The organism is Enterovibrio baiacu (genome assembly GCF_004120195.1).
Lineage (GTDB): Bacteria > Pseudomonadota > Gammaproteobacteria > Enterobacterales > Vibrionaceae > Enterovibrio > Enterovibrio baiacui.
In genome coordinates, this window is record NZ_SCHN01000008.1 from 465,593 (window position 1) to 489,358 (window position 23,766).

The 23,766-nt window shown below is 48.9% G+C and carries 12 protein-coding genes and 1 riboswitch; of the genes, 8 read left to right on the forward strand and 4 right to left on the reverse strand.

The features are described from left to right. Nucleotides 1–20: 20 nt before the first annotated feature. The 3 genes from EQP46_RS08985 to EQP46_RS08995 form a co-directional block, all read right to left on the reverse strand. Entirely contained in the window at nucleotides 21–5,060 is a 5,040-nt protein-coding gene (locus EQP46_RS08985) for a PKD domain-containing protein (protein WP_129493320.1), read from the reverse strand. A gap of 328 nt (nucleotides 5,061–5,388) precedes the next feature. Beyond that, the gene (locus tag EQP46_RS08990; RefSeq protein ID WP_129493321.1) at nucleotides 5,389–6,768 is read right to left on the reverse strand and encodes an MATE family efflux transporter; all 1,380 of its coding nucleotides are present in this window, start codon (nucleotides 6,766–6,768) and stop codon (nucleotides 5,389–5,391) included. Between the two features lie 363 nt (nucleotides 6,769–7,131). Further along, entirely contained in the window at nucleotides 7,132–8,826 is a 1,695-nt protein-coding gene (locus EQP46_RS08995; protein ID WP_129493322.1) for an amidohydrolase, read from the reverse strand. 154 nt (nucleotides 8,827–8,980) lie between these two features. On the opposite strand from EQP46_RS08995, the gene EQP46_RS09000 reads away from it, so the two are divergent. From EQP46_RS09000 to thiE, 4 genes are all read left to right on the forward strand, one after another. Beyond that, the gene (locus EQP46_RS09000) at nucleotides 8,981–9,871 is read left to right on the forward strand and encodes a LysR family transcriptional regulator (RefSeq protein WP_129493323.1); all 891 of its coding nucleotides are present in this window, start codon (nucleotides 8,981–8,983) and stop codon (nucleotides 9,869–9,871) included. A gap of 63 nt (nucleotides 9,872–9,934) precedes the next feature. After that, nucleotides 9,935–10,052, forward strand: a riboswitch (TPP riboswitch). A gap of 70 nt (nucleotides 10,053–10,122) precedes the next feature. Beyond that, nucleotides 10,123–10,971 carry a bifunctional hydroxymethylpyrimidine kinase/phosphomethylpyrimidine kinase gene (gene thiD / locus EQP46_RS09005; RefSeq protein WP_129493415.1) on the forward strand — a complete coding sequence of 283 codons (849 nt, stop codon included), beginning with the start codon at nucleotides 10,123–10,125 and terminating at the stop codon, nucleotides 10,969–10,971. Nucleotides 10,972–11,027: 56 nt separating this feature from the next. Beyond that, nucleotides 11,028–11,870, forward strand: coding sequence for a hydroxyethylthiazole kinase (thiM, locus tag EQP46_RS09010; protein ID WP_129493324.1), 843 nt, complete (start codon nucleotides 11,028–11,030; stop codon nucleotides 11,868–11,870). A gap of 1 nt (nucleotide 11,871) precedes the next feature. Continuing rightward, nucleotides 11,872–12,540 carry a thiamine phosphate synthase gene (thiE, locus tag EQP46_RS09015; protein WP_129493325.1) on the forward strand — a complete coding sequence of 223 codons (669 nt, stop codon included), beginning with the start codon at nucleotides 11,872–11,874 and terminating at the stop codon, nucleotides 12,538–12,540. A gap of 129 nt (nucleotides 12,541–12,669) precedes the next feature. On the opposite strand, the gene EQP46_RS09020 is transcribed toward thiE, so the two are convergent. After that, nucleotides 12,670–14,874 (reverse strand): sensor domain-containing phosphodiesterase, encoded by a 2,205-nt coding sequence (locus tag EQP46_RS09020; protein ID WP_129493326.1) that lies wholly within the window; start codon nucleotides 14,872–14,874, stop codon nucleotides 12,670–12,672. 480 nt (nucleotides 14,875–15,354) lie between these two features. Between EQP46_RS09020 and EQP46_RS09025 the strand changes: the two genes are divergently transcribed. The 4 genes from EQP46_RS09025 to EQP46_RS09040 all read left to right on the forward strand — a co-directional run bounded on the left by EQP46_RS09025 (nucleotide 15,355) and on the right by EQP46_RS09040 (nucleotide 23,700). Further along, complete coding sequence (locus EQP46_RS09025) at nucleotides 15,355–15,651, forward strand: PTS fructose transporter subunit IIB (RefSeq protein WP_026024905.1); 297 nt, start codon at nucleotides 15,355–15,357, stop codon at nucleotides 15,649–15,651. 5 nt (nucleotides 15,652–15,656) lie between these two features. Beyond that, nucleotides 15,657–18,137 carry a phosphoenolpyruvate--protein phosphotransferase gene (ptsP, locus tag EQP46_RS09030; protein WP_129493327.1) on the forward strand — a complete coding sequence of 827 codons (2,481 nt, stop codon included), beginning with the start codon at nucleotides 15,657–15,659 and terminating at the stop codon, nucleotides 18,135–18,137. Between the two features lie 63 nt (nucleotides 18,138–18,200). Further along, nucleotides 18,201–20,603, forward strand: coding sequence for a GH92 family glycosyl hydrolase (locus EQP46_RS09035; RefSeq protein WP_129493328.1), 2,403 nt, complete (start codon nucleotides 18,201–18,203; stop codon nucleotides 20,601–20,603). Nucleotides 20,604–20,991: 388 nt separating this feature from the next. Next, nucleotides 20,992–23,700 (forward strand): GH92 family glycosyl hydrolase, encoded by a 2,709-nt coding sequence (locus EQP46_RS09040; RefSeq protein WP_129493329.1) that lies wholly within the window; start codon nucleotides 20,992–20,994, stop codon nucleotides 23,698–23,700. The last annotated feature ends 66 nt before the right edge of the window (nucleotides 23,701–23,766 follow it).

Sequence of the window (23,766 nt, forward strand, 5' to 3'; positions counted from 1 at the left end):
TATTCAATTCCTTTTGAAAATTATTCGATTTCGACGCCGATGTTGCCGCTTTGCTCGGTGATGCTAAAACTGACTGACTGTGATGCTGTTTGACCGAGCTCGTCTGTGACTGTCGCGGTCGCTTGGTAACTGCCAGCGCCTAATAGCCCTTCTTGAATCAACAAGGTGTTACCCAGCGATTCAAGTTGAAGACCTGTATCGGTTTCCCATGTGATTGGCAGGTCGGATGTTCTATCGTCGTTCGCCAAGACGGTGATCAGTACGGGCTGATTATTCTTCTCGCCAACAGGCACAAGCTGTGTGCTTGCTGATACCGTGAGAGAGGTGATCTCTGGGCGTTGGTCAACGCTGACAACAAGAGTGCGTGTGGCTGTCGATGATTGGCCTCTTTCATCAGTGACGGTTGCAGTCACGACCGTTTGCCCTTGAGTCAATTCGTTGGCAGCTATTCTTGCTGTGCGTCCATCAGCCTCTACGTCGATAAAGACCCCATTATTGGCATCCCACTCAATGACAAGTTGCTGAGCGTCAGTGAGGTCGTCTGAAACGGATGCGGTGAATATCACATCGGTTTTGTTTTGGCCGCTTTCTCCTACTGTGACTGCGTCATGGCTTGCGGTGAGTTGAATGTCAGGTTGCTGATCGACACTTATCGTTAAGGTGTGAGTGGCAACGGATGACTGCCCCATTTCGTCAGTGACGGTAACGGTGATTTGCGTTTCGCCAACAGAGAGCTCTTGCGCGTCGATCTTTGCCGTGCGCCCATCGCTGCCTACTTCGACGAATGCGCCATTATTGGCCTGCCATACGATCTCAAGTTGTTGTGCGTCCGTGCGGTCATCTGAGACGACAGCAGAGAAGGTCACGTCTGTGGCGTTCAGTCCGTTTTCACCCACAATGATGTCACTGTGGCTTGCGTTAAGCTGGACCTCTGGGTGTTCATCGTTGATGAGTACCACATTGATGGTGAGGGAAATTGCTGTACTTTGACCTGCAGAATCAAAGACCTCTATCGTCATCGTGGTCTCGCCTTCGACCAATGAATCCGCTTTGATCGTGGCTTGTGTGTTGTCTTGAGACAAGATAAACGGTGAAGGGCTTGAGGATGTCCAGAAGACATCAAGATCTTCGTTGTTGGTGTTGTCATCAGAGAAGGTTGCGGTAAATACAACATCGTTCGCGCCGGTGCCATCTTCATAGATTTCGACGTACTGATGGTCGGCTTCCAGATTAACCAGCGGCCATTCATCGTTGGCAATGTTGACGCTCAGGTCATAGAGGGCAGTGGTCGTTTGACTCTCTTCATCGGTAACAGATGCAGAGACGGTGACAATGCCACCTTGCAGTGCACTGCCCGGAAGTACGGCTGTTTTTCCATCATCCGACACACGAAGGTTTGCGCCAGTACTGGTGTACCAGGCAATATGCAGGTCTTCTGTTGGTGTGTAGTCGTCACTGACAGTCAACGTAAAGGTCACGTCTTCGGACCCTTCACCGTTTGCTGGGATTTCAATCTCAGTATGGCTGGCGGAAAGACTGGCTTCTGGGCTTGCATCATCTTCCATCACAACAATGAGTTGCTGAGTGTCTGATGATTCAGCGCCATTCTCGTCCGTAACAGAGACAGTGATCAAGGTTTCGCCTGCGTACAAATCAGCGGCAAGAAGCGTCGCTGTTTTCCCATCTTGAGATATTTGGAGGTTGATCCCGTTGGTTGCTGTCCATGTCACCTCAAGAGCATCTGATGCGGTGAGGTCGTCACTGTAGGTCACTGTGAACGTAACATCGTGTGCACCTTGACCATTTTCAATCATATCCACACGGTTGTGGCTGGCGACGAGTGAAACTTCAGGGGCTGCATTTTCGATAATGTTGACGGTCAGCGTTTGATATTTCGTGGTGACTTGGCCGAACGCATCGGTCGCCATAACAGAGACAACCGTGTCGCCATCCACCAATGCGTCTTTCAACATGGTCGCGCGGGTTTTGTCTTCTGACACGACCAATGACACACCGTTGTCCGTTGCCCACTCAATGGTGAGGTTTTCGATGTCGGTAAAGTCGTCGTCAATTTGTGCGGTGAAGATGACATCATGGGCATCTTGTTCCGCGTCAATGATGTCGACCATGGTGTGACTTGCATTCAAGGTGACGTCTGGGGCGAGGTCTTCGGCAATTTGAATATCAATGGACAGCGTTTGAGATGTTGTTTGACCAAATGCATCTGTCACTGACACGGTGATATCCGTGATGCCTTCAACAAGGTTGTTCGCGAGCCAGGTTGCTTGTTGGTTGTCTTCTGCAATCTCTAAAGAAATACCTGCCGGGAATGTCCAGTCAACATAAAGTGACTCAAGCGGCGTTCTATCATCTTCAAATGTGGCTTCAAAGAGAATGTCTTCGATGCCTTCCCCTTTGTCGGTGATTTGCAGACTGAGTGTCGACGCGACGAGATCGAGCGTTGGTGCGCTGTCTTCGCGAACCAGCAGTCTTGTTTCTTCAATGGTGACAGCGCCAAGGTTATCGCTTGCAGTAGCTCTAATGATGTATTCACCGGCTTGAACCGCATCGCCTTCAGCCAATGTGGCTTTTTTGTCATCGGTGGTGAATGCATTGCTTTCTTCGCCCTTGCTATCAATGAAGCTCCAAGCGAAGTTTGGCGCTGCGTTTTGGTCATCTTTTACAACGGCCCGAACGCGCCAATCACTGAGTGTAACTTGGCTAGCTGTCCATAGGGTGTTGGCGGCTGAAGACAGCAGGACCTCTGGCGCTTGGTTTTCTTCAACAAGTATGGTGAATTCTGAGTCAGAAGACTTTGGCTCAGCGTTGTCATCGGTTGCGGTGACATTAATCGCAATGTTGCCTGTTGATGCTGAAGGAGAGGCGTAGTCGCAGCTTGCTGCTTCGCAATTTCCTTGAGGGTTGTTTTCCCAAGTATACGAAATTGCATCACCTTGTTTATCAATTGCGATGACATCAAGTGTGATGTTCTCGCCTTCTACAACAGTGATTGAACCATTGGGTGAATAACGTTGGCCATTGATATCAAAACCGAGTATCTCTGGGGCGATATTACCGTCAGGTTTGACATCGTAAACAACGTCTTTTGTCGCACTATCACCGTATTCGTCTGTGGCGGTAATGGAAACAGTGTGGATGCCTTCATTGGCAAAACTCACTTTTACGTATCGCCCGGACTCGGTAAAAGAACACCCTTCACTGCATGTGATTTCGTAGGTGTATTCATCGCCGTCTTGGTCATAGACCCAGTGATAGAAGCTAGCTCCGTCAGAGACGCGGTAGTCACGCTTATTACTTTGCCAAACGGAAATGCTCGGTGCTTGATTTTGGCGAATTAAGGCAACATTGGTGTGCGTGTCGCCCGGCTGAAGGCCATCAGGTAGCGTAATGGTCACGTTTTGGCCAAAGGCTCTTAATTCTGCCGTCCCCTCACAGTTTGAAGACAATGAGAATTGCCCTTGTTCATCTGAAACGGTAGAGAAACGCGTACCGACTAGGTTTGATTGTACCCAAGTGTTTGGAATAGTTGTCTCGCCATCAGGTTCAAACAACGTGCCCGAAATGGAACACTGATAGGGGTTGATGAGTTCATAGGTGACGTCAATATTGACATCACATTCGCCACCCGAGACCACTGATGGTTGGTAAACTTCACTTTCATTGGTGAGCGGGTTATAGACGTGTACTTGGTAACCGCTTGCGGCACCTTCAACTGCTTGGAACGTGTTCGATACGCGTCCTTCGTAATCGGCATATGTCCACTCGGTACCGCCGTCAGGCAGTGTGAGTATTACGTTTCCGCTGTGCGCTGCACCACGTTCATAGGAAAGCTCACCCGTGACACACGTTTGTGTTGGTTCAGCAAACATTGGCCAGTCAAGGTTGATCCATTTCACCCACTGATTGGCACTTGTCACAGGAATGCTTACGTAAACAGAATGGCTTAATCCTTCTAAGTATTCCGGTAACGCACCTGGCGTATGGTTTGCCTCAATGAAATCACCTGCTGCATTGGTTAGGCTTCCGTTACCCACGAACTCCCATTTACTTGAGCGGTAAACGTAAATGGGTACTTGGATGCCATTAATTTCAGACGCAACATCTTCGGTGATGGTTTTGTATGCACTTGGAGAGACAAATGCTTGAACGGTGGGTGTATCGCCCGATGCCGATAGACTTTCTGAAATTGGTAGCAAGTCACCGTTTTGGTCGGTGATAGAGATCTGGGCAAAAGTGGTTGATATTAATCGGTAAGGATCTGCATCGGCATTGTCTACGCTAAAGTTCGTTCCAACCCCTTGATTTTCTGTTTCCCCGTACCCCACAAAATCACCAGGGAAAGCTTGTATATCTGTGGTGTTTGAAGAATCAAAGTGAGCCATTTCGACGTTGAGGGCTTCAACATCTTCTCCGATAGCGTCAATGGGAAGATCAATTTTTAGATTCGATTCAGTCGCTGACATGGCAAGCGGGGTACCCGCTTGGATGGCTTTTCGCCCACTGACGTCAGAGACCAGAGAAAAGGTCACAGTTCTTTTCTCACTGTTGCTCGCCACGATTTCTAGATCTTGCTTTTTGAATGATTTGACGACGACAGGAGAGATGACAGCATCTGCATTCACTGCTACGGAGTTATTATCAACGCTGAATAACTTTTCACCGCTGGTAAAGCCAGATTTGTCGAAGCTAACGATGATTGAAGTCGCTGTATCAGCGTTTTCAAATTGAGGAAGCATTGCTTCAAAGAGGCCGTTGGAATCGGTTGTTGCTGTCTGTTGGTAGAGCGACTCTTCAGATTTATTTAAAATACTGATGGAGACTTGAGCATCAGAAATTCCCGTGTAATCGGGTGTTGTCAGCTTTCCTGACACGATTTGAAGGCTGGCTTTTTGAACTTGTGGCGTACCCGTTTCTGTTTCACCCGTTTCTGGTGTTTCTACATTGGGGGTAGAGTTGGATGGTTCATCCTCTGAGCCACCACAACCCACGAGAATCGAAGCCAGTGCAAAAGCTAAGATGGAGGGTTTGGTTTTCAACATTTATCCGATCCCTTGGAATTAAAATCGGCGTCATTGTTTTTGTTTCGTGGTTGTTTTTGAAATGATAATGAATTTGAACTGTATTATTTGCGAGACAATGCAAGTTAACGGCTTGTCATGCGTCAGCGGTCATATTTTGTTGTAATTGATAACATTTGTGTCATAAGTGGCTGCTTTCACTTATTCAACTGTCTAGTTGTTTGTATCAATTTTGAGTATTTTTATTTGGATATAAAGGAATGTCTGCCGAATAGAAATTGAAAAGCCTCGTCAGTGCGAGGCTTATAAAAATTGGAGAGGCTTTTCCATGTGTTGTTTGTGGAAGAGGTTACACCCCCACCAAATTCTTAATCCACACCTTCGCGCGCACGCGGTAAATCGACCCTATCCATTTCACGACTTCTTCTACGGCAAACAGCGCATAAACCCACTCCAGCGGCAGCTTTAGTACAAACGCGGCGAAGGCGACGATGGGGATGCCAATCATCCATTGGGCGGCGATGTCTTGATATAGGCAGTAACGAATGTCGCCACCGGCGCGAAGGACGCCGACAATCATGCTCATTGGCACGGATTTCAACACCAGCATGCCTGCAAACACCCAATAGAATTTCTCGGTTAGCGCCATGGTGCTTGGCGACAGGGCGGAGAATAAACTCAATACAGGTTGGCAGACCAGCAGCATGACTGCCGCGATAAGCACGGCACCAACAAAGCTAAATACCGCGATGCCCCATGCTTGCGGATACACCACATCTAAGCGGTTAGCGCCGAGCTGATTACCCATGACGACGCTGGCTGCGTTCGATAAGCCAATCAACAACGCGAGGGCGAACGATTCAATCGGTGTGATTACCGATAGGGCGGCTAACCCTTCTACGCCGGCTTGCCCCAAAATCGCATGGTAGACAAAGATGCCGCTCGACCAAATCAGGTGGTTTGCGGCTGTCGGCAGAGACAGCGACATAAAGCGCCTCATGCCTTCTGGCTCAAAGGCTTCAACGATGTGTTGAAGGTTAAAAGCCGCGGCCAAGTTTTTGCGGTACACGTATAAGTAGAACAAGCCTACTTCGACGATACCGCTGATCAAGGTTGCCCATGCTGCACCTGCAATGCCCATGGCGGGGAAACCAAAATGGCCAAAGATGAGCATCCAGTTCAAGCCGATGTTGAGGCTGATACCCACAAAGCTAAACCACGTGCTGATGGCGGGTTTGTTCATCGCACGAAGAGAGACAGACAAACTGCTACCGAGCGCGACGGTGATCATCGCCACACCTGTAATTTGTAAGTATTCCGCGCCTAGGGCGATAACCGCGGGATCTTTAGTCGCCAGTCCCATCACCTGATCGGCCATGAACAAGAAAATCAGTGCAAACAAACTCGCCACCGCCGATGTCATGACAACCGTCAGGGCGGTTTTGCGGCGGAAGCCTTCCATGTTCCCAGCACCCCAGTATTGGGCCGTCAGCATCGAACCGCCTGTGGTGACACCGAAAATCAAGATGGTGGCCACGAACAGGGCTTTACCTGCCACACCAATGGCCGCGACATCTGCTTCGCCAAGCTGACCCAGCATCAAAATGTCGACCAAACTTCGGCTGGAAAACAGCATGGTTTGCAGCGCAATAGGCAGACCTATGCTGATCAAGCGGCCAAAAAAGTGCGCATCGCAGTGCGTGCCAAGTGAGGTCAATAATGTGTTCAATCCGGGATCCTACAAAGAGGGACGTGCAAAAATGGGAGAGATATCGGGGGCGATTATCAGGCAAACCTAGATTGTCAGCAAGTAGTAACCGAGCAAGGTTTAAGACTAAATTTTCATATTGTTGGAATGTTTTTGATAATTAATTATATCTATTAAATTCAGATGGATAGATGCTTTTAGGTGCGAGGTGCGAGGTGCGAGGTGCGAGGTGCGAGGTGCGAGGTGCGAGGTGCGAGGTGCGAGGTGCGAGGTGCGAGGTGCGAGGTGCGAGGTGCTGGGCATCAGTTTCGTGAACGCTGCCGCTTAACCCCTCCCTTTGAAAAGTGGAGGGGACTAGGGCGTATTCGGTTCGGTGAATGCGCGTTAGCTTTGTGTATGAATGGTCTTTCCGTCTTTGATGGTTTCAAGCACCTTGATATCTCGAATGTCCATTGGGTCAACGGAAAGTGGATTGTTGTCCAAGATGACCAAGTCAGCGCGTTTTCCGATTTCAATGCTGCCTTTGTCGCTCTCCTCAAAGTTCTGATAAGCCGCGGTAAGCGTGATGGATTCCAACGCCTGATAAGGGCTTATCTTGTGGTGCTCGCCAAGGGTGTCTCCACTTCGTGTTACACGGTTAACCGCGGACCACATGTTGGTCATCATGTCTGGAAACAGCACAGGTGCATCCATGTGGATGGTAAAAGGCAGGTCGTTGGAATTTGCCCACCCCATCGGAGAAATGTTCGCTGCGCGCCATGGCCCTAACACCGAATCGCGGTGGTAATCACCCCAGAAGTAAGTGTGTGCAGGGAAGAAAGACGGGATCATGTCGTTGCTCTTCATGCGTTTGATTTGATCTAAACGTGTGGTTTGGGCGTGAACCACAACGGTGCGCCGGTCTTTTTTACCGTGCTTAGCATCGGCCTTTTCGACCGCATTTAGCAAGATGTCGGCAGAGGCATCGCCATTACTGTGGCTGAGGATCTGCGCATTCAGTTGATAGGCAGTATCTACCCAATGGTCCATTTCATCTTGCGTGAGCACAGGGTAGCCGTGGTAGTCATACGCATGGCTGTGTGGGGGCTCATAATACGGCGATGACAAGTAGGCGGTTTTGCCTTGTGGTGAACCGTCGCCCACCATTTTTACACCTGCGAGTGTGAAACCGTTGATGGTGCTACCCATCGGCATGATGTTGGCGGCTTCTTGCAGGTCCACCCATTTCGCGTAAGCCAACATGTCGATTTTCAGCAAATCATTCTCTGCCATGCTTTTCATGACGTGCACAGTAGGTAATGTGGCGAGCCCTTCTTGCGCCGTTGTCACGCCGTGACGCGCAAACATATCTTGGACTTTGACGAACTTGCGCACAGCATCTTCAGCAGAGAGTGCTGGCAATGCACCTAGCACCGCATAAACAGCGGATTCTTCGAGCACGCCCGTCATGACGCCTTGGCTATCTCGACGTATCACGCCACCGCTTGGGTTAGATGAGTCATGTGAATAGCCAATAAAGCTAAGGCCAGCAGAGTTACAGGTTGCAAGGTGGCCCGACACGTGCACAGCGCAGAAATTGTAATCGCCGCTCATGTCATCGAGCTCGGTTTTAGTGGGGTGACGTTTTTCCTCTAACTCAGCATCATCGTACCCAAAGGCAACGTGTAGGATGTCTTTGTCTAAATCTGGTTTAGAGAAATAGTTTTCCATCTGTGTTTTCAAATCATCAATGCTATTTACCGTCCCCATTGGCGCGGGGTAGAGAAATTCACTTTCAATGAGGGGGATGTACTGTGCAAAGTGACCGTGTGCATCAATAAATCCTGGCGTTACCGTTTGCCCTTTTAAATCTCTCACTTGCGTATCACCGCGTTTTTCTTTTAACACGTCACGGTTTGTACCAACGGCAACGATCACGCCGTCTTTGATGGCGATTGCTTGGGCGCGATCGTTTTCGCCTGTCATGGTGATGACATCGCCGTTAACCAAAATGATGTCTGGGGCAGCAATGGCAACACTGGTGAGCAATGCGAGAGGAAGAACAGCAAAAGGCAGGCAAGAACGTGATGTTTTTTTCATTGTGTCCTCATTAGGCAGTAGCCAAGTGGGTCGTCATATTGTGTTGATATCTGCCATTTTAAGGTCTAATTCTTTACAAGAAAGTCCATTTTGATAGGGTATTACGTTCAAGTGTTGGGTGTTAAACGCGTTAATGTAGAGGGTGACGGATCACATGCACACGTTAGAACAGTTAAATGCCTTCATTGCTGTGTACGAACACGGGGCGTATAGCACTGCAGCAAAAATGCTGACTAAATCACGTACCACGGTGCGTGAACACGTCATGGCGTATGAAGATGTGTTGGGCTATTCGCTGTTTGAGATCCAAGGGCGCAAGGCTGTTCCAACGGATAAGGCGAAGCAGTTATATTTCTACGCCAAGGTGGTGGAAAAGCAAAACCTCGCGCTGTTTGCACAAAGCCAAGCCTTGTTCAACAGCGATATTCATACCCTCAACATTGCCTATGATGTGGTCGTGCCGATTGCGTTGATGGCACGCGTTGAAGGTGAGGTGATTGCGCATTACCCCACCATGAAAGTGAACTGGTTGCACCGCACTCGGCAAGAAGCGCTGATGATGTTAGAAAACGGAGAGGCAGACTTCGCGTTAATGCCTAACCGTGGGGAAATCTTCACGGAAATCGATGTCACCTGGCAAACCTTGGGTGACATTAAGCTGCGATGCTACGCAGGGGCGAATTCCACGCTAGCTAAAGCCTCTCTCGTTACCATGGCGTTACTGCAATCGGAGACGCAATACATCACCGAAAACTTTATCAATATGAACATGCGATTTACGCAGGTGTCGCCACGTCTGCATGTGGTAAGCAACAGCGATTTGTTATGTGAGTTAGTCAAACATCATGGTTGGACGGTCATGCCTGAACACACGATGACGCCGTATTTAAAGGCTGGGGATATCGTTGAGGTTAGCCCCAAAGAGGCAATGGCTGGCGTCTCTATCGGGCTGAATGTGTTTTACCCGCGAGGCAAGGACAATCGCGCTGAGTTTGCGCATGTTATTCAATGGTTCGCAGAGGCCAGCAGGGACTATCTGAATTGAAAGACAGATCACTGATACATGGCGGAATACGTTAGGACTCTTTCGGGTTACTTGATATGATTTTGGCGATAGTCGGGGAGCCTGTTGGCTGAGAGTGCAGTGCGAGTTGAAAGACTTGCATGCATGACCCGTTGAACCTGATTCAGTTAATACTGACGTAGGGAACTATTGTCACGCTGGTTGCGATTCCACCTGTGCTTTCCTTCCATCAGCGAGATTCTGTTCCTGTGCGTTGGTTTGGGAACATTATGATGCCAAATCCAAACACACCTTCTTCTCCGGTTTCACCTACTCCTATTGTATTGACCATTGCTGGCTCTGACAGTGGTGGTGGTGCGGGTATTCAAGCCGATATCAAAGCCATTTCAGCCACGGGTGGCTATGCCTGTTCGGTCATTACCGCGATTACCGCTCAGAACACACAAGGCGTATCTGCCATTTTTCCCATTCCCGTTGAACACGTTAGCCATCAACTCGATGCGGTGTTTTCCGACCTCAATATCGTGGCGGTGAAAATTGGCATGTTGGCGGATGCTGACATCATCAAGGTGGTGGCGGACAAATTGCGTCAGTATCAGCCTCAATATCTGGTGGTTGACCCTGTCATGGTGGCAACCAGCGGTGACGTTCTGTTGGAGAATAGCGCGATTCGCGCCCTTAAAAATGCACTGCTTCCTCTCGCGGATATCATCACTCCCAACTTGCCTGAGGGCGCAGCGCTGACTGATAAAACGTTGCCAAACAGCGAAACCGACATGCAAGCCATGATCGACGACCTGCGTTTGTTGGGTGCGAAGACTGTGTTGCTAAAAGGCGGGCATCTCGAACAAGACGAAAACAGTAACGATCTACTGATTTTCTCCGACCGTGTTGAAACCCTCAGTGCGAAACGCACCAACACTAAAAACACGCACGGCACAGGCTGTTCGCTTTCTTCTGCCATTGCATCGTACTTGGCACAAGGACATGACCTAGAGCGCGCAGTGATTCTCGCTAAGTCGTATATCTCGAAAGCCATCGCCCATGCGGATGAGCTGAACATCGGAAAAGGCCATGGGCCTGTTAATCACTTTTTTGAGGGCCACTCAGCGCTGCGTTAATGCTCGAGTTAAATGTGTTGAGTTAAAACAGTTCTAATCATGCGAGTGGAGGCACTATGAATTCAGGTATTCCAAAAACAAACACGGATGCGGTAAACACCGTTATTTCAGCGTTAAACGCGGTGCGAGAGTCTAAACCGTTGGTGGTGAACATCACCAACTATGTGGTCATGAACAACACCGCGAATGCATTGTTGGCCGTTGGAGCATCGCCCATCATGGCGCATTCAACGCAAGAAATGGCCGAGATGATGTCATTTGCCGGGGCGCTGGTGGTCAATATTGGCACGCTAGACAGCGTTTGGGTTCCGCGCATGCTGTTTGCGGTAGAACAAGCCAATGCGAACAACAAGATTGTGGTGCTCGATCCCGTCGGGTGCGGCGCAAGTAAACTTCGCACGGAAACCTCACGACAAATCGCCCACCTTGCTGATGCGTTGATCATTCGAGGTAACGCCTCTGAAATTATTGCGTTGGCGGGTATTCAGCACCAAGGGAACACCAAAGGGGTCGATGCGCAAGACAGCAGCGACGAAGCGTTAGATGCCGCTAAATACCTGGTAGAAACCTATCGTTGTCAGGTGGTTGTTTCGGGTGAAACGGATTATGTCGTGACGCGAGAGGGGTATATCACCTTAAATAATGGCCACCCTATGATGCCATCCGTGACAGGCATGGGTTGTTCGCTTTCTGCATTAACAGGTGCGTTTGCCGCAGTAGGTGAAAAGTCTGGATTAGCGGCGGCTGCCGTGATGGGCGTGGCGGGTGAGATGGCCGCAGAGATGGCGAAAGGGCCGGGCAGTCTGCAAATGCATCTTCTCGATGCGCTTTATCAACTCGATGAAGAGACCCTGAAGCAACGCTTGCGACTGACAGTAAATATGGGGTCAGAAGGCTAGAATGAATACTTCTAATTCAATGTCTCCCCCTAACCCGTATCGTTTGTATTTGGTGACAGACGACAACCAAGATCTCGCTACACTTCAACGCGTGGTGAAAGATGCCGTTGCCGGCGGCGTTACCATGGTGCAGGTGCGAGAGAAAAGCGGCGATGTGCGTCAATTCATTGCCCGCGCTGCAGCAGTGAAAGCCATTTTGGCAGGCACCGGAGTACCTCTTATTATCAATGATCGCGTGGATGTGGCGCTGGCTGTGGATGCTGACGGTGTCCACCTAGGGCAATCTGATATGCCTGCTGACATCGCAAGGACGTTGATTGGTGCGAATAAGTTGCTTGGGTTGTCCATAGAAACTGAACAGCAGCTGCTGGACGCTGAATCTTTGCCCGTGGATTACCTCGGTTTAAGCGCGATATTTGCGACGCCAACCAAAACCAACATCAAAAAAGAGTGGGGCATTGATGGCCTTGCAAACGCGGTAAAGCAAAGCGCGTATCCCATTGTTGCTATCGGCGGTTTGAACGCCTCAAATCTCGAAGCTGTTATCGCCACAGGCGCGTCAGGCATTGCGTTGGTCTCCGCGATTTGCCATGCCGATTCGCCAAAGGAAGCGGCGAAAGCATTGATTCAGCAATTGGAGCGGAATGCGTCCGAAGATCATGAGAGTTGAGTGAGGAGATGCGAGATAAGAGGTGCGAGATGCGAGAAGAGAGTTGTATTCTCCGCTTCTCGTTTTGTTTTAAGGATTTTGCTTTTTGTTCTGTTGCTCTATTCTCGCAATCTCAAATCTCGTTCCTAGTTACTCCCCATTCAACGCCCTAATATGCTCCCTCAGCGGTCTTGGTTTCGCGATGCCAAACCCTTGAGCAAAATCTATTCCTAGATGCGTCAGAATCTGCGCATGTTTATCGGTCTCGACGTATTCCGCAACGGTGGTGAGTCGCATGTTTTCCGCCAGTAATTGTACCGATTGAACAATCAATTGATCGGCATCGTTGGAGGGGAGGTTTCGCACAAATTCGCCATCGATTTTCAGCACATTAATCGGAATACGGCGAAGGTAAGAAAAGCTCGCGTATCCGGTGCCGAAATCATCGAGGGCAATTTTGCATCCGGCTTTTCTTAGGGCGTGGACGGTTGCAATCGTGAGTGATTCATTTTCGATCGCGGAAGATTCGGTGATTTCAAAACACACTTTGTAAAGCGGAATTGAAAGCGCCTTGGCTTTTTGAATGACAAAGTCAGACAAGCCTTCGTCGCCCAACGACTTCGCCGTGAGATTAATGGCACAGCGATTCACTAAATCCCAATTGTTGAGCTGAGTGGCGAGCATTTCGAAGGTGTGTGCAATCACCCATTTATCGAGCGTCGCTTCCAATCCGAATTCGTTGATCATCGGAAAAAACTCGTCCGGTTCGAGTGGGTTGGCATTGTCCTGCTTTAAACGAAGTAACACTTCAAAACTGCTGCTGATGGTGTCTGGATCTTTGAGATTGCGGTAGGGCTGGCAGTAGAGTTCGAACTGGTCTTCACGCAGCGCTCTCTGCACGGAATTGAGCCTCAGGAACTTGTGAGAGGACAAATCAGAATCATCAAACCAGCGAATTTTATGGTCATGAAAAGTCGGTTGGTCGCAGAATACAGAAATGGTTTCTTCCACGTTGTCTTTGTTACTGAGCTTGCAGCAATGCAGGGTGTGAGAGAACAACGAAATGGACGTGCCTTGCCAAAAGAACTGAAAGTTATCGCAAAGGTCACTGATTGCGACAAGGTCGTCATTCATGTCAGGTTTTAAGGATTCGATATAGATTAAACCGACAGAAAACGGTGGCCGATAAAAGCGAAGAATGCTCGGCTGTGCGGTAAAGAAATGCTTGGTTAATTGGCGCAGAAACTGAGCCTGCCCGGTGTGCCCAATACCGGTCAGGTTTTGCATGGTGGTTTTTAAATCTAAGTAGACCAGCACCGGCTCATCAATGTGCGATAAATCCTCTTTCAGCTGTGCCAAATTATACAGCCCTGTGTAGGGGTCAATTCTCTCCTTCCTTAGTCGTTCTTGGTTGAGCATAAAGCTGCGAATACTGTCGCTACCTTGTATGTAGGCAAGCACGGAAAACAGGATTAATACCTCCAATAAGCCGAGAAAATTCTCGTCTATGTCATCGGTGATGTTCACCCAAATTACGGCTTCGTAAACCATGACCAAGGTAACGATGGCACCCACCACCATCGGACGCAAAATACCGAATCTGCCCAGTCCCATGAATACCAAAATAAGCAGAAAGAAGCAGATGGAGAAAAGAAGGAGGGAATAAGGGATAAGAACGGAAACACAGACCAATGTTAATGACAGCGCGAGCCAAAGATAATACGTCCAAACCGTAAGGTTTTTTTCGAACAGTTGTCTGTCCAACCGCATATACGCGTCGGCGTGGTCTCTAAACACGTACACAAGGGCAACATACATTAATGGCGTGATCACCAAGTGCGTGAGCTCGATACTAATGGACGAGAAGAAAATAAAGGGTGTATCCACGTCGATGATGGATGTGGATGCCACCAGAAAGAGCAAGGAGGCATTGAAGATGGGCAGCATAATAGCGAACAAGAAGAAATAAATCCCCGCTTTCAGCGGCACACTGCGTTGCCTGATGCGAAGCGTGATGTGGTTGTAAGCAAAGGTCGTGAGTGCAGGGGCGATAGGAAGCACACAGGAAAAAAGTAACACTTCGTTCCAGCGTAAATCGGAGGCAAACAGCCCGTGCGTCAGCATGGCTAAAAAAATGGCAGGAAGTGCAAAAATACCGCGGTGAAAGAGCGTCGCCACCATAAACGCATTCACAAAGGAAATGACAAAGAAGCCCGTTTCTTCAATTTCAAAAAAAGACGACAGGTAGTAACTCGCCCATAGTCCCAAAAAGATGATGCACTGAGAAACCAGCGGTTGATGTAAGAAACGGCGAAACATCTTTTCAGCATGAGGGGGTGGTGTGGAGACCAGCATTCGGAGACCTTATCCAAGTTCTATGAGTGCAGCGTAGCAGTTTCCGGTGCGAAACCTTGGTTCTCAGCGCCGTAGCGCTGGGTAAAATACGGGGTTTCTTAGATGTGAAATTAGGTGCGTTGAATCCAGCAATAAAACACACAAAATAGCATTATTTTTAAGACACGGCTTTCATGGCTCTGCGTCCCTGTAGACGGGCTCGTTGGCTGAATATTTGCATAGATAAGCAGGCGATTTTGTCGTGAATTCCCCGTGGTTTGCGGCTTCAACCCTTCGTAGCACAGTAACCTCCCTATAAGTGAACCAAGATCACAACCTTTATTTCTCAACAAGATAGTGAGTCAGTTTTGACTCGGTGACCGAATTCACACAATGAATTTACGGCTACTTTTGTCCAGTAAATGCGAGATATTTCATCTGTCTGGAATCCTGATACTCCCTTAGCATGAGCCTGTCTGAATCAAACGATAAGTAGAGCACATGAACGTCGTCGCTATCACTGCATGCCATACCGGAATTGCCCACTGTTACATGGCCGCAGATCGCCTCATCGAAGCCGCTAAAGCACTCTCCATCAACATCAAAGTTGAAACCCAAGGCGCGATGGGTATCGAGAACAAGATCTCCAAACGCGAGTTTGATTCCGCAGATTTTATATTGTTGGCCACTGAAATTAGCCCGGCAGAAAGCGATCGTTATGAAGGGAAAAATCCCACTATCGTTTCCGTGCAAGACGCCATCAATCACCCCCTATCTCTTTTGAAAAAATTTAAGTGAACACAATGAAAAAAGAAGTCGCATTTACCTGTGAACTGCCAAACGGTATTCACGCTCGCCCAGCAAACCAGCTTGAAGCGGTTTGCCGTCAATTTAGCAGTGACATCACGCTGAAAAACCTGCGTAACGAAAACACAGGTTCAGCAAAAAGTGTCCTGTCGCTGGTGGGTACAGACACCCTGTTGAACGACCCGTGTTCATTGATCATCGAAGGTGATGACGCAGAAGCCGCATTTGATGTGTTGGCGACCTACCTGCGTGAAGAATTCCCGCATTGTGACGAAGAGTTGGTGGTGATGGATGAGGGCGATGTGACGCTGCCACAATCACTGATGAACCATAACCCAACCCTTATCCGCGCGAAGCGCCTGTCTGCAGGTATCGCCAAGGGTAAACTGATTCGCTACAACGAGATCGAACTGTCAGTGTTCGAGCAAGAAACCGCAACGCTGAACTTTGAACAAGCGAAGCAGCAAGTGACCGAAACCTTGATTGATAAGGCTGAACTGGCAAGCGGCCAAGAAAAAGAAATCATCAAGGCGCATTTGGGCATTTTGAACGATGAAACCTTGAACGAAAAAGTGTCGGGTTTTGTGTCAAACGGTGAGTCGCTGGCGAAAGCGATTCTTCTGACCGTTGCAGCCATCACTGAAACCTTGATGCAGTCGTCTTCGGCATACCTGAAAGAGCGTGTGCTAGACATCAAAGACATCGCACTGCAATTGCTGATGACGGCGCACCCGCACGTTGAAGTGTCGACTGAATTCACGTTGACTGAACCGTCAATCGTGATAGCTAACGACCTGACGCCAAGCCAGTTCTTGGGTCTAGATCGTGAATTCTTGCAAGGTCTGATCCTGACGCAAGCAGGTTCTACCTCGCACACTGTCATTTTGGCGCGCGCATTCAACATCCCTGCGGTATCTGGCGTTGAAATTGACGCATGTGCGAAGCACGAAGGCGAAATCCAATTTGTTGATGGTGGCCTAGGTATCGTGGCACTCGCACCTTCTGATGCAGTGGCAACCTACTTCGAACGTGCGATGTGGCTGGCAGAGCAAGTAAAAGCCGCCGAAAGCGAATACTTAAACCTGCAAGCGCAGACCAAAGATGGTCACAAGATTGAAATCGCAGCAAACATCGCGTGTACCGTAGAAGCGGAATCGGCGTTTGCGAAAGGCGCGGAAGGCATTGGTCTTTTCCGCACTGAAATGCTGTTCATGGATCGCAGCACGGCACCTGACGAACAAGAGCAGTTTGATGCGTACAAAGAAGTGCTTGAAGCCGCGGGTGACAAAGCCGTGATTATCCGCACCATGGATATCGGTGGTGACAAGCCGCTGGATTACTTGAACCTGCCACACGAGCACAACCCGTTCTTGGGTTACCGCGCGGTGCGTATCTACCCACAATTCCTCGCGTTGTTCCACACCCAACTTCGTGCGATTTTGCGTGCGGCGCAATACGGTCACACCAAAGTGATGATCCCGATGATTCAAAGCATCGAAGAAATCCGTTGGGTGAAAGCGCAGCTAGAGATCGTGAAAGCGGAATTGGTGAGCGACAACACCCCATTCGGCGAGATTGAATTGGGCATCATGGTAGAAATTCCATCCGTGGCATTCATCATGGATCAGTTCTGCAAAGAAGTGGATTTCTTCAGTATTGGCTCAAACGACATGACTCAATACTTGCTGGCAGTTGACCGTGACAACGACAACGTTGCCAAGCTTTACAACAGCCTAGCACCGTCATTCCTGCGCTTACTTCGCGCGGTGGTCTCTGGCGCACAAGCGTACGACAAATGGGTTGGCCTGTGTGGTGAGCTAGGCGCGAACAAGAAAGTGCTGCCATTGCTTGTAGGCGCTGGCTTGAACGAACTAAGCATGGCGGCGCCAAGCATTGCACCAACCAAAGCGGCACTTCGTCAGTTTGACAGTGAAGCGTGTAAAGCACTGTTCAATGCAGCGTGTGATTGCGCGACGATTGCCGATGTTGAGGTACTGCTAGATGTCTTCGCGCAGTCTCAAGAAGATAAGCCACTGCTAGATGTTGAATGTGTGCTGCTTGATTGCGACTTCAACAGCAAAGAAGAAGCGATTCAAACGCTGGTGGGCAACCTAGGTGTGCGCGGTCGTACTCACTTGGTGAACGAGCTAGAAGCGGATATCTGGGCGCGTGAGTCTGTGTTCACCACAGGTCTTGGCAATGGCTTTGCGATCCCACACACCAAATCAGACAACATTGCGCATTCGTCCATCTCTATCGCTCGCTTGAACAAGCCTGTGATTTGGAGCGACGACGAAGACGGCGAAGTCGAATTTGTCATCATGCTGACGCTTAACAAAAACCAAGGCGACCAGCACATGCGCATTTTCTCTGGCCTTGCGCGCAAACTTATCCACGAATCTTTCCGCAACACCCTAAAAACAATGACGACGGAAGCTGAAATCATCGGCTACCTGCAGTCTGAGCTCTCTTTGTAATACCCAATTACGTTTTCAGGTGCTGCATCCCCCTGCGGCACCTTTTTTAAAAAAGGTAGAAGAATGAACATCAAGTTAGCGCCTTGTGCACTCGCTATAGCCCTTGCTTTGTCTGTTGTTGGCTGTAATTCAGATTCCAACACCTCAGAACCTAGCATTTCTATTCCATCCGTGTCGATTATCGATAAAGCGGTATTGAAATACGTCGATCCAATGATTGGTACCGCTGCATCGGGCCACACATTCCCAGGTGCGGTTGTTCCTGCGGGCATGGTTCAACTTTCACCAGATACGTTTATTGGCTCAGAAGTAGGCCATGAAGCTGGCCAAAATGCGTGGCATTCAGCATCGGGTTACTGGGATTCATCCAACTATGAAACTGGCGAAATTGTTGATACTGACGTGTCGCTATACGGCTTCTCGCATACCCACTTGTCAGGCACGGGTGCTACCGATCTAGGCGACATTCTTGTTTTGCCTTATTCAGACTTGAATGATCACGGCATCAATACCTTTGATAAGTCGAACGAAATTGCCACGGCAGGTTTTTACAAAACCAAACTGAACAACGGCAACATCGACGTCGAACTTACAACAACAAAGCGCGTTGGTTTGCACAAGTATACCTTTGCGAAAGGTGCTGAGCGCAACGTCAAGTTCGACTTAGGCCATACCTTGTTGCCTAACGGCGGTAAGTCGCTGAAAAACAAAATTGAAGTCATCGACGAATACACCATTCGCGGTCGTAAATCGTCAACGGGTTGGTTCCAAGGTCAAGATCACCAAGGTCATGACATCTTCTTCTACGCGAAGTTTAACCAGCCTGTAGCAAGCGCCATTCTGGGTAAAGACGGTGGCGAACCGACTACTGATATGCGTCACAACGCCGTCTATCAAGGTGATGATTTAACGGCATTCCTAAACTTTGGTGCGGGTGAGGAATCGATTGAAATTCGCGTCGGTATTTCCCCTGTTAACTGGCACGGCGCACAGAAAAACTTAGAAGCAGAAGCACCGACGTTTGATTTTGCAAAAGTGAAATCAGACGCGGAATTCGCATGGGCTGAGAAGCTTGCAAAAGTGAAAGTGGAAGGTGGCTCAGAAGCAGAAAAGACCAACTTCTACACGGGCATGTATCACATGATGATCGCGCCAATTGAATTTTATGACGTTGATGGTCGCTACGTGGATATGCTTGGCACCACTCGCACCTTGGAAGAAGGCGACACGCCGAACTATTCCATCTATTCAACGTGGGATACCTTCCGTGCGGTTCACCCATTCTGGACCATCATTGATCCGAAGCAAGCCACTTTGTACGCGGAAGATTTGATCCGTAAATCAAACGACGAGTTCGGCATGCTGCCTAAGTGGGAAGGTCACGGATCTGAAACGGGCACCATGATCGGCTACCCATCAACGGCAATCCTTGGTGATGCGGTTACCAAAGGTTTGGTGGATGCAGAACAAGCGCTTGAAGCATCGGTGAAGTCGGCGCACTACCGCCCACATGACTTCCCGCAAATCAACGATGGTATTTTGACTGCGCTAATGGCGGGTCAATTGAACTACCACATCAAAGAGAAGTGTGTTCGCGTTCCAAACTGGAACTCCGTGTCTTACTCGCTTGAGTTCTCTTTCTACGATTGGACCATTGCTGAAATGGCGAAAGCCGCTGGCGATATGGAAACCTATGACGAATTCAAAGCGCGTTCTTATAACTCTCTAGAGCATTGGGATCCAAGTGTTGGCTTCTTTGTTCCTACAGAGACGAAAGATGGCGATGTTTGTGCATTCAAATACAGCGCTGACACTTTCAGCCCTTATAAAGCGGATGCGTTCTACTTCACCGAAGGTAACGCATGGCAGTGGCAGTGGGCGTTCATGCAGGACTTGGACAAGCTGACCGAAATAATGGACGGCACAGAGGGTCTGAACCAGAAACTCAATAATTTGTTCAATGCTGATCCAAACGGTGGTGAAGCTCACCAAGATATGACGGGCTATATCGGTCAATACATTCATGGTAACGAGCCTTCACACCACGTGATTTACCTGTATAACCGCACCCAAGAATCTTACAAGACACAGGAATACTTGGATCAGGTTTACGACGAATTCTACAAACCAACGCCAGACGGCATCATTGGTAACGAAGACGTTGGCCAAATGTCAGCGTGGTACTTGATGTCGTCCCTTGGTTTCTACCAAATTTCACCGACTGACCCAACGTACAGCATTGGCCGCCCAATCTTCGACAAAGCCACCATGTCGATTGGCGATGGCAAGTTTACGGTTATTGCTGAAAACAACGGCCCGGACAACATGTACGTGAAATCCGTCACCATCAACGGCAAACCTTTGGATAAATTCAACACCTTTAAACACGAAGAGTTTAAAGCGGGTGGTGAACTTCGCTTCGTGATGACCGCTGATAAGTCAGAGGCCATGGCTGCGAATCTTTAAAAGATTTGCACTTGCTCCTCCCACTCTTCGAGGGGGAGGCTGGGAGGGGGTGCTCTTTGTCTGATGATTGGCCTGAGTTTGAGTGTCGTTATCAAGGCCGCTTAACCCCTCCCTAACCCTCCCCTTGAAAAGTGGAGGGAATAAAGAAAAAACAAAGTCGGAATTAAACTACTCACGAATGAGAAGTGGGTAAATAAAAGTAATACAAACCGCCCAAAAGATATTTAAGCAATGTGGACATGTTTAAGTGTCGGGCGGTTTTTTTATGAAAACGATTTACAAATAAATAATGAGAGCGCGATTCAAAAATCTTATGCCGGTATCGGCAGGGGTTCGATCACGCCAAAAACAATCATCCAATACGTTTCTAACACTATATAGGTCGAAAATGATAAACAAAAAGTCTGTGCTTTCTATGGCGATCGTTTTTGCGTTAGCGGGCTGTAATTCCAGTTCATCGGACAACAGTGGACATATCGGTACCTTGCCGCAGCCTGATCTTTCTGTACTGAATTATGTTGATACGCTTATCGGGACGAAAGGGTTGGGTAACGTGAACCCGTCACCTGTCATGCCGGAAGGCATGATCCAACCGTCACCAGACAACTTCGATCCTAACGGGTGGAATGGCAAAGGTTCTCCCTCTGAGTATGACCCAACCAATGCGCTGCTTTCTGGTTTCACCATGACTCACATTTCAGGTGCAGGTAAAGGTGATCTGAATGATTTCGCCTTCTTGCCCTACACAGGCTTTAACACCGACGCACCAACCATCAACAAAGACACAGAAACCGCAGAAGTGGGTTACTACTCGGTGGAATTAAAAGAGACGGGTGTGAAAGCGGAACTGACGGCGACTGATCGCGTGGCGTTCCAGCGTTACACCTTCAAAAAAGGCGAAGACCGTAAAGTTCGTATCGACCTACAACACGAGTTGTTGGAAACCTATGGTAACCACTCTCGCAATATTTACTACAAGCGTTTGAACGACACCACGGTGGTGGGCGCGCGTACATCAAACGAATGGGGACAATGGCAGACGGTTTTCTTCGTTGCTGAGTTCTCTGAATCTATCGTTGAAGAAAACCTTTACGCGAAACTGGCCTCTGAAAGCAAATTGCGCCCAGTCGATGCGACAGAAGTGGGGTTGGCAGACTACCGTGGCTACGCAGAACATCAGCCAATGCCGGGCGAGCCTGAGCCAGATGCGGAGCGTCTCGCCAAGCGCGCAAACGATGTGATGACACACCTGAACTTCGGCAAAGGTGATGCACCAATCACAGTCAAAGTGGCAATTTCCGGCACTAGTGTGGAAGGTGCTATCAATAACTTGAATGCGGACACAAACGATTTCAACTTTGATGCTGTGGTAGAGAAAAACCGTATCTCATGGGCTGAAATTTTGGGTGAGTTTGAACTGGAAGGCGGCAAAGAAGCCGATAAAACCATGTTCTACACCTCGCTTTACCGCACCTATGTCGCGCCATTCGTTTACCAAGATGTAGACGGAAAATATCGTGGCATGGATGGCAAAGTGCATCAGGCAGAAGACGGTTTGGTGAACTACTCGGTGTATTCAATGTGGGATACGTTCCGTGCCGCGCACCCGCTAAAAACCATCATTGATAAATCACGTGCTGTGGAATACGCACACGATTTGCTGAACAAATACAAAACAGGCGGCGTGCTGCCTAAATGGGAACTTCACTCGGATTACACTGGAGAAATGGTCGGGCATCCTGCGGTTTCTGTTATTGCGGACATCATGGTGAAACACCCTGAAGCCTTCACGCAGGATCATTTTGAACTCGCGATCCAAGCGGCGAATGACACACTCGATTTCTCGCTAGATAAAACTGATAGTTGGGTGCCTTACAAAGATGCATGGTCTGGTGACAAGCGTTTCACCGTCATGACGCGCCACAACAATTACCAAGAAGCGCTCGGTTACATTCCTGCGAATGCGAAATGGGCGGCGGACGCCGGCGACAAACCCGCATACGTGAACGGGATTTCTGAAGATAAATATGACGGGCTGGTGAACGAATCTGTGTCATATGGTTTGGAGAATGCCTACTACGACTGGACAGTCGCGCAGATCGCCAAACTGGCAGGTGATGACGCGTCATTTGAGCGTTACATGCAGCGTTCTGAGTCATTCAAAAACTACTTTGATTACAACCCAGAGTTTTACGGCAAGCTCAAAGACAGCAAAGGCAACTCACTTGGCGCGACGGGCTTTATGCGCCCGGTCTACAACCAAAACGGTGAGAAGGTTTTCGCGAACAACCTGAAAGCGGATTGTGTGGATGAAAATCTGGCACTGTCTATCCCGCAAGGCTTGGATTACAACACGTGTAAAGACCGCAAAAACCTGACAGAAAACGATGTGTTCTGGCCTTACCGCGCCGAGCACCGTGGTGAAGATTTCACCGAAGGAAATACGTGGCAGTGGACGTGGTTTGCACCGCACAGCATCAATGGCCTTGGCAATGTGATGGCGGGTCAGAACAATGTTCGCGCTGACTTCGACACCCCAGAAGCATTGACAGCAGAAGGTAAAGCGTCGCTATTGGCAAACTTGAATGCGCTGTTCAATGCCAACTCGAACGCTGACACCAGCCAGTCTCATGACATGTCTGGCTACATCGGCCAGTTCGTGATGGGCAATGAACCTGACCACCACGTGCCAATGATATACAACTGGACCGCAGAACCTTGGAAAACACAGGAAATTGTCAACCGTGCAATGAATGAGTTCTACCACCCAACGTTAGAAGGCCTGATTGGTAATGAAGACGTTGGCCAAATGTCGGCGTGGTATGTGATGAACGCCTTGGGCTTCTACCAAGTGACGCCGGCGGATCCGTCTTACACCATCACGCGCCCAATCTTCGATAAAGCAGTGATCCCCGTTGATGGCGGTTCATTCACCATCACAACGGAAAACAACAGCGAAGAGAATATCTACGTGAAATCTGTTGCCATTAATGGCAAGCCTCTAAATAACAACTTCTCATTTAAACACTCAGATCTGAAAGCGGGCGGGCAATTAAGTTTTGTCATGACCGGAAATAAAGAAGACGCATTAAAGTAAAAATAAAAAACCAGGAGATCTACGAATAGATCTCCTTTCCCTATTTTTAGTGAAATGAAGGTGTAA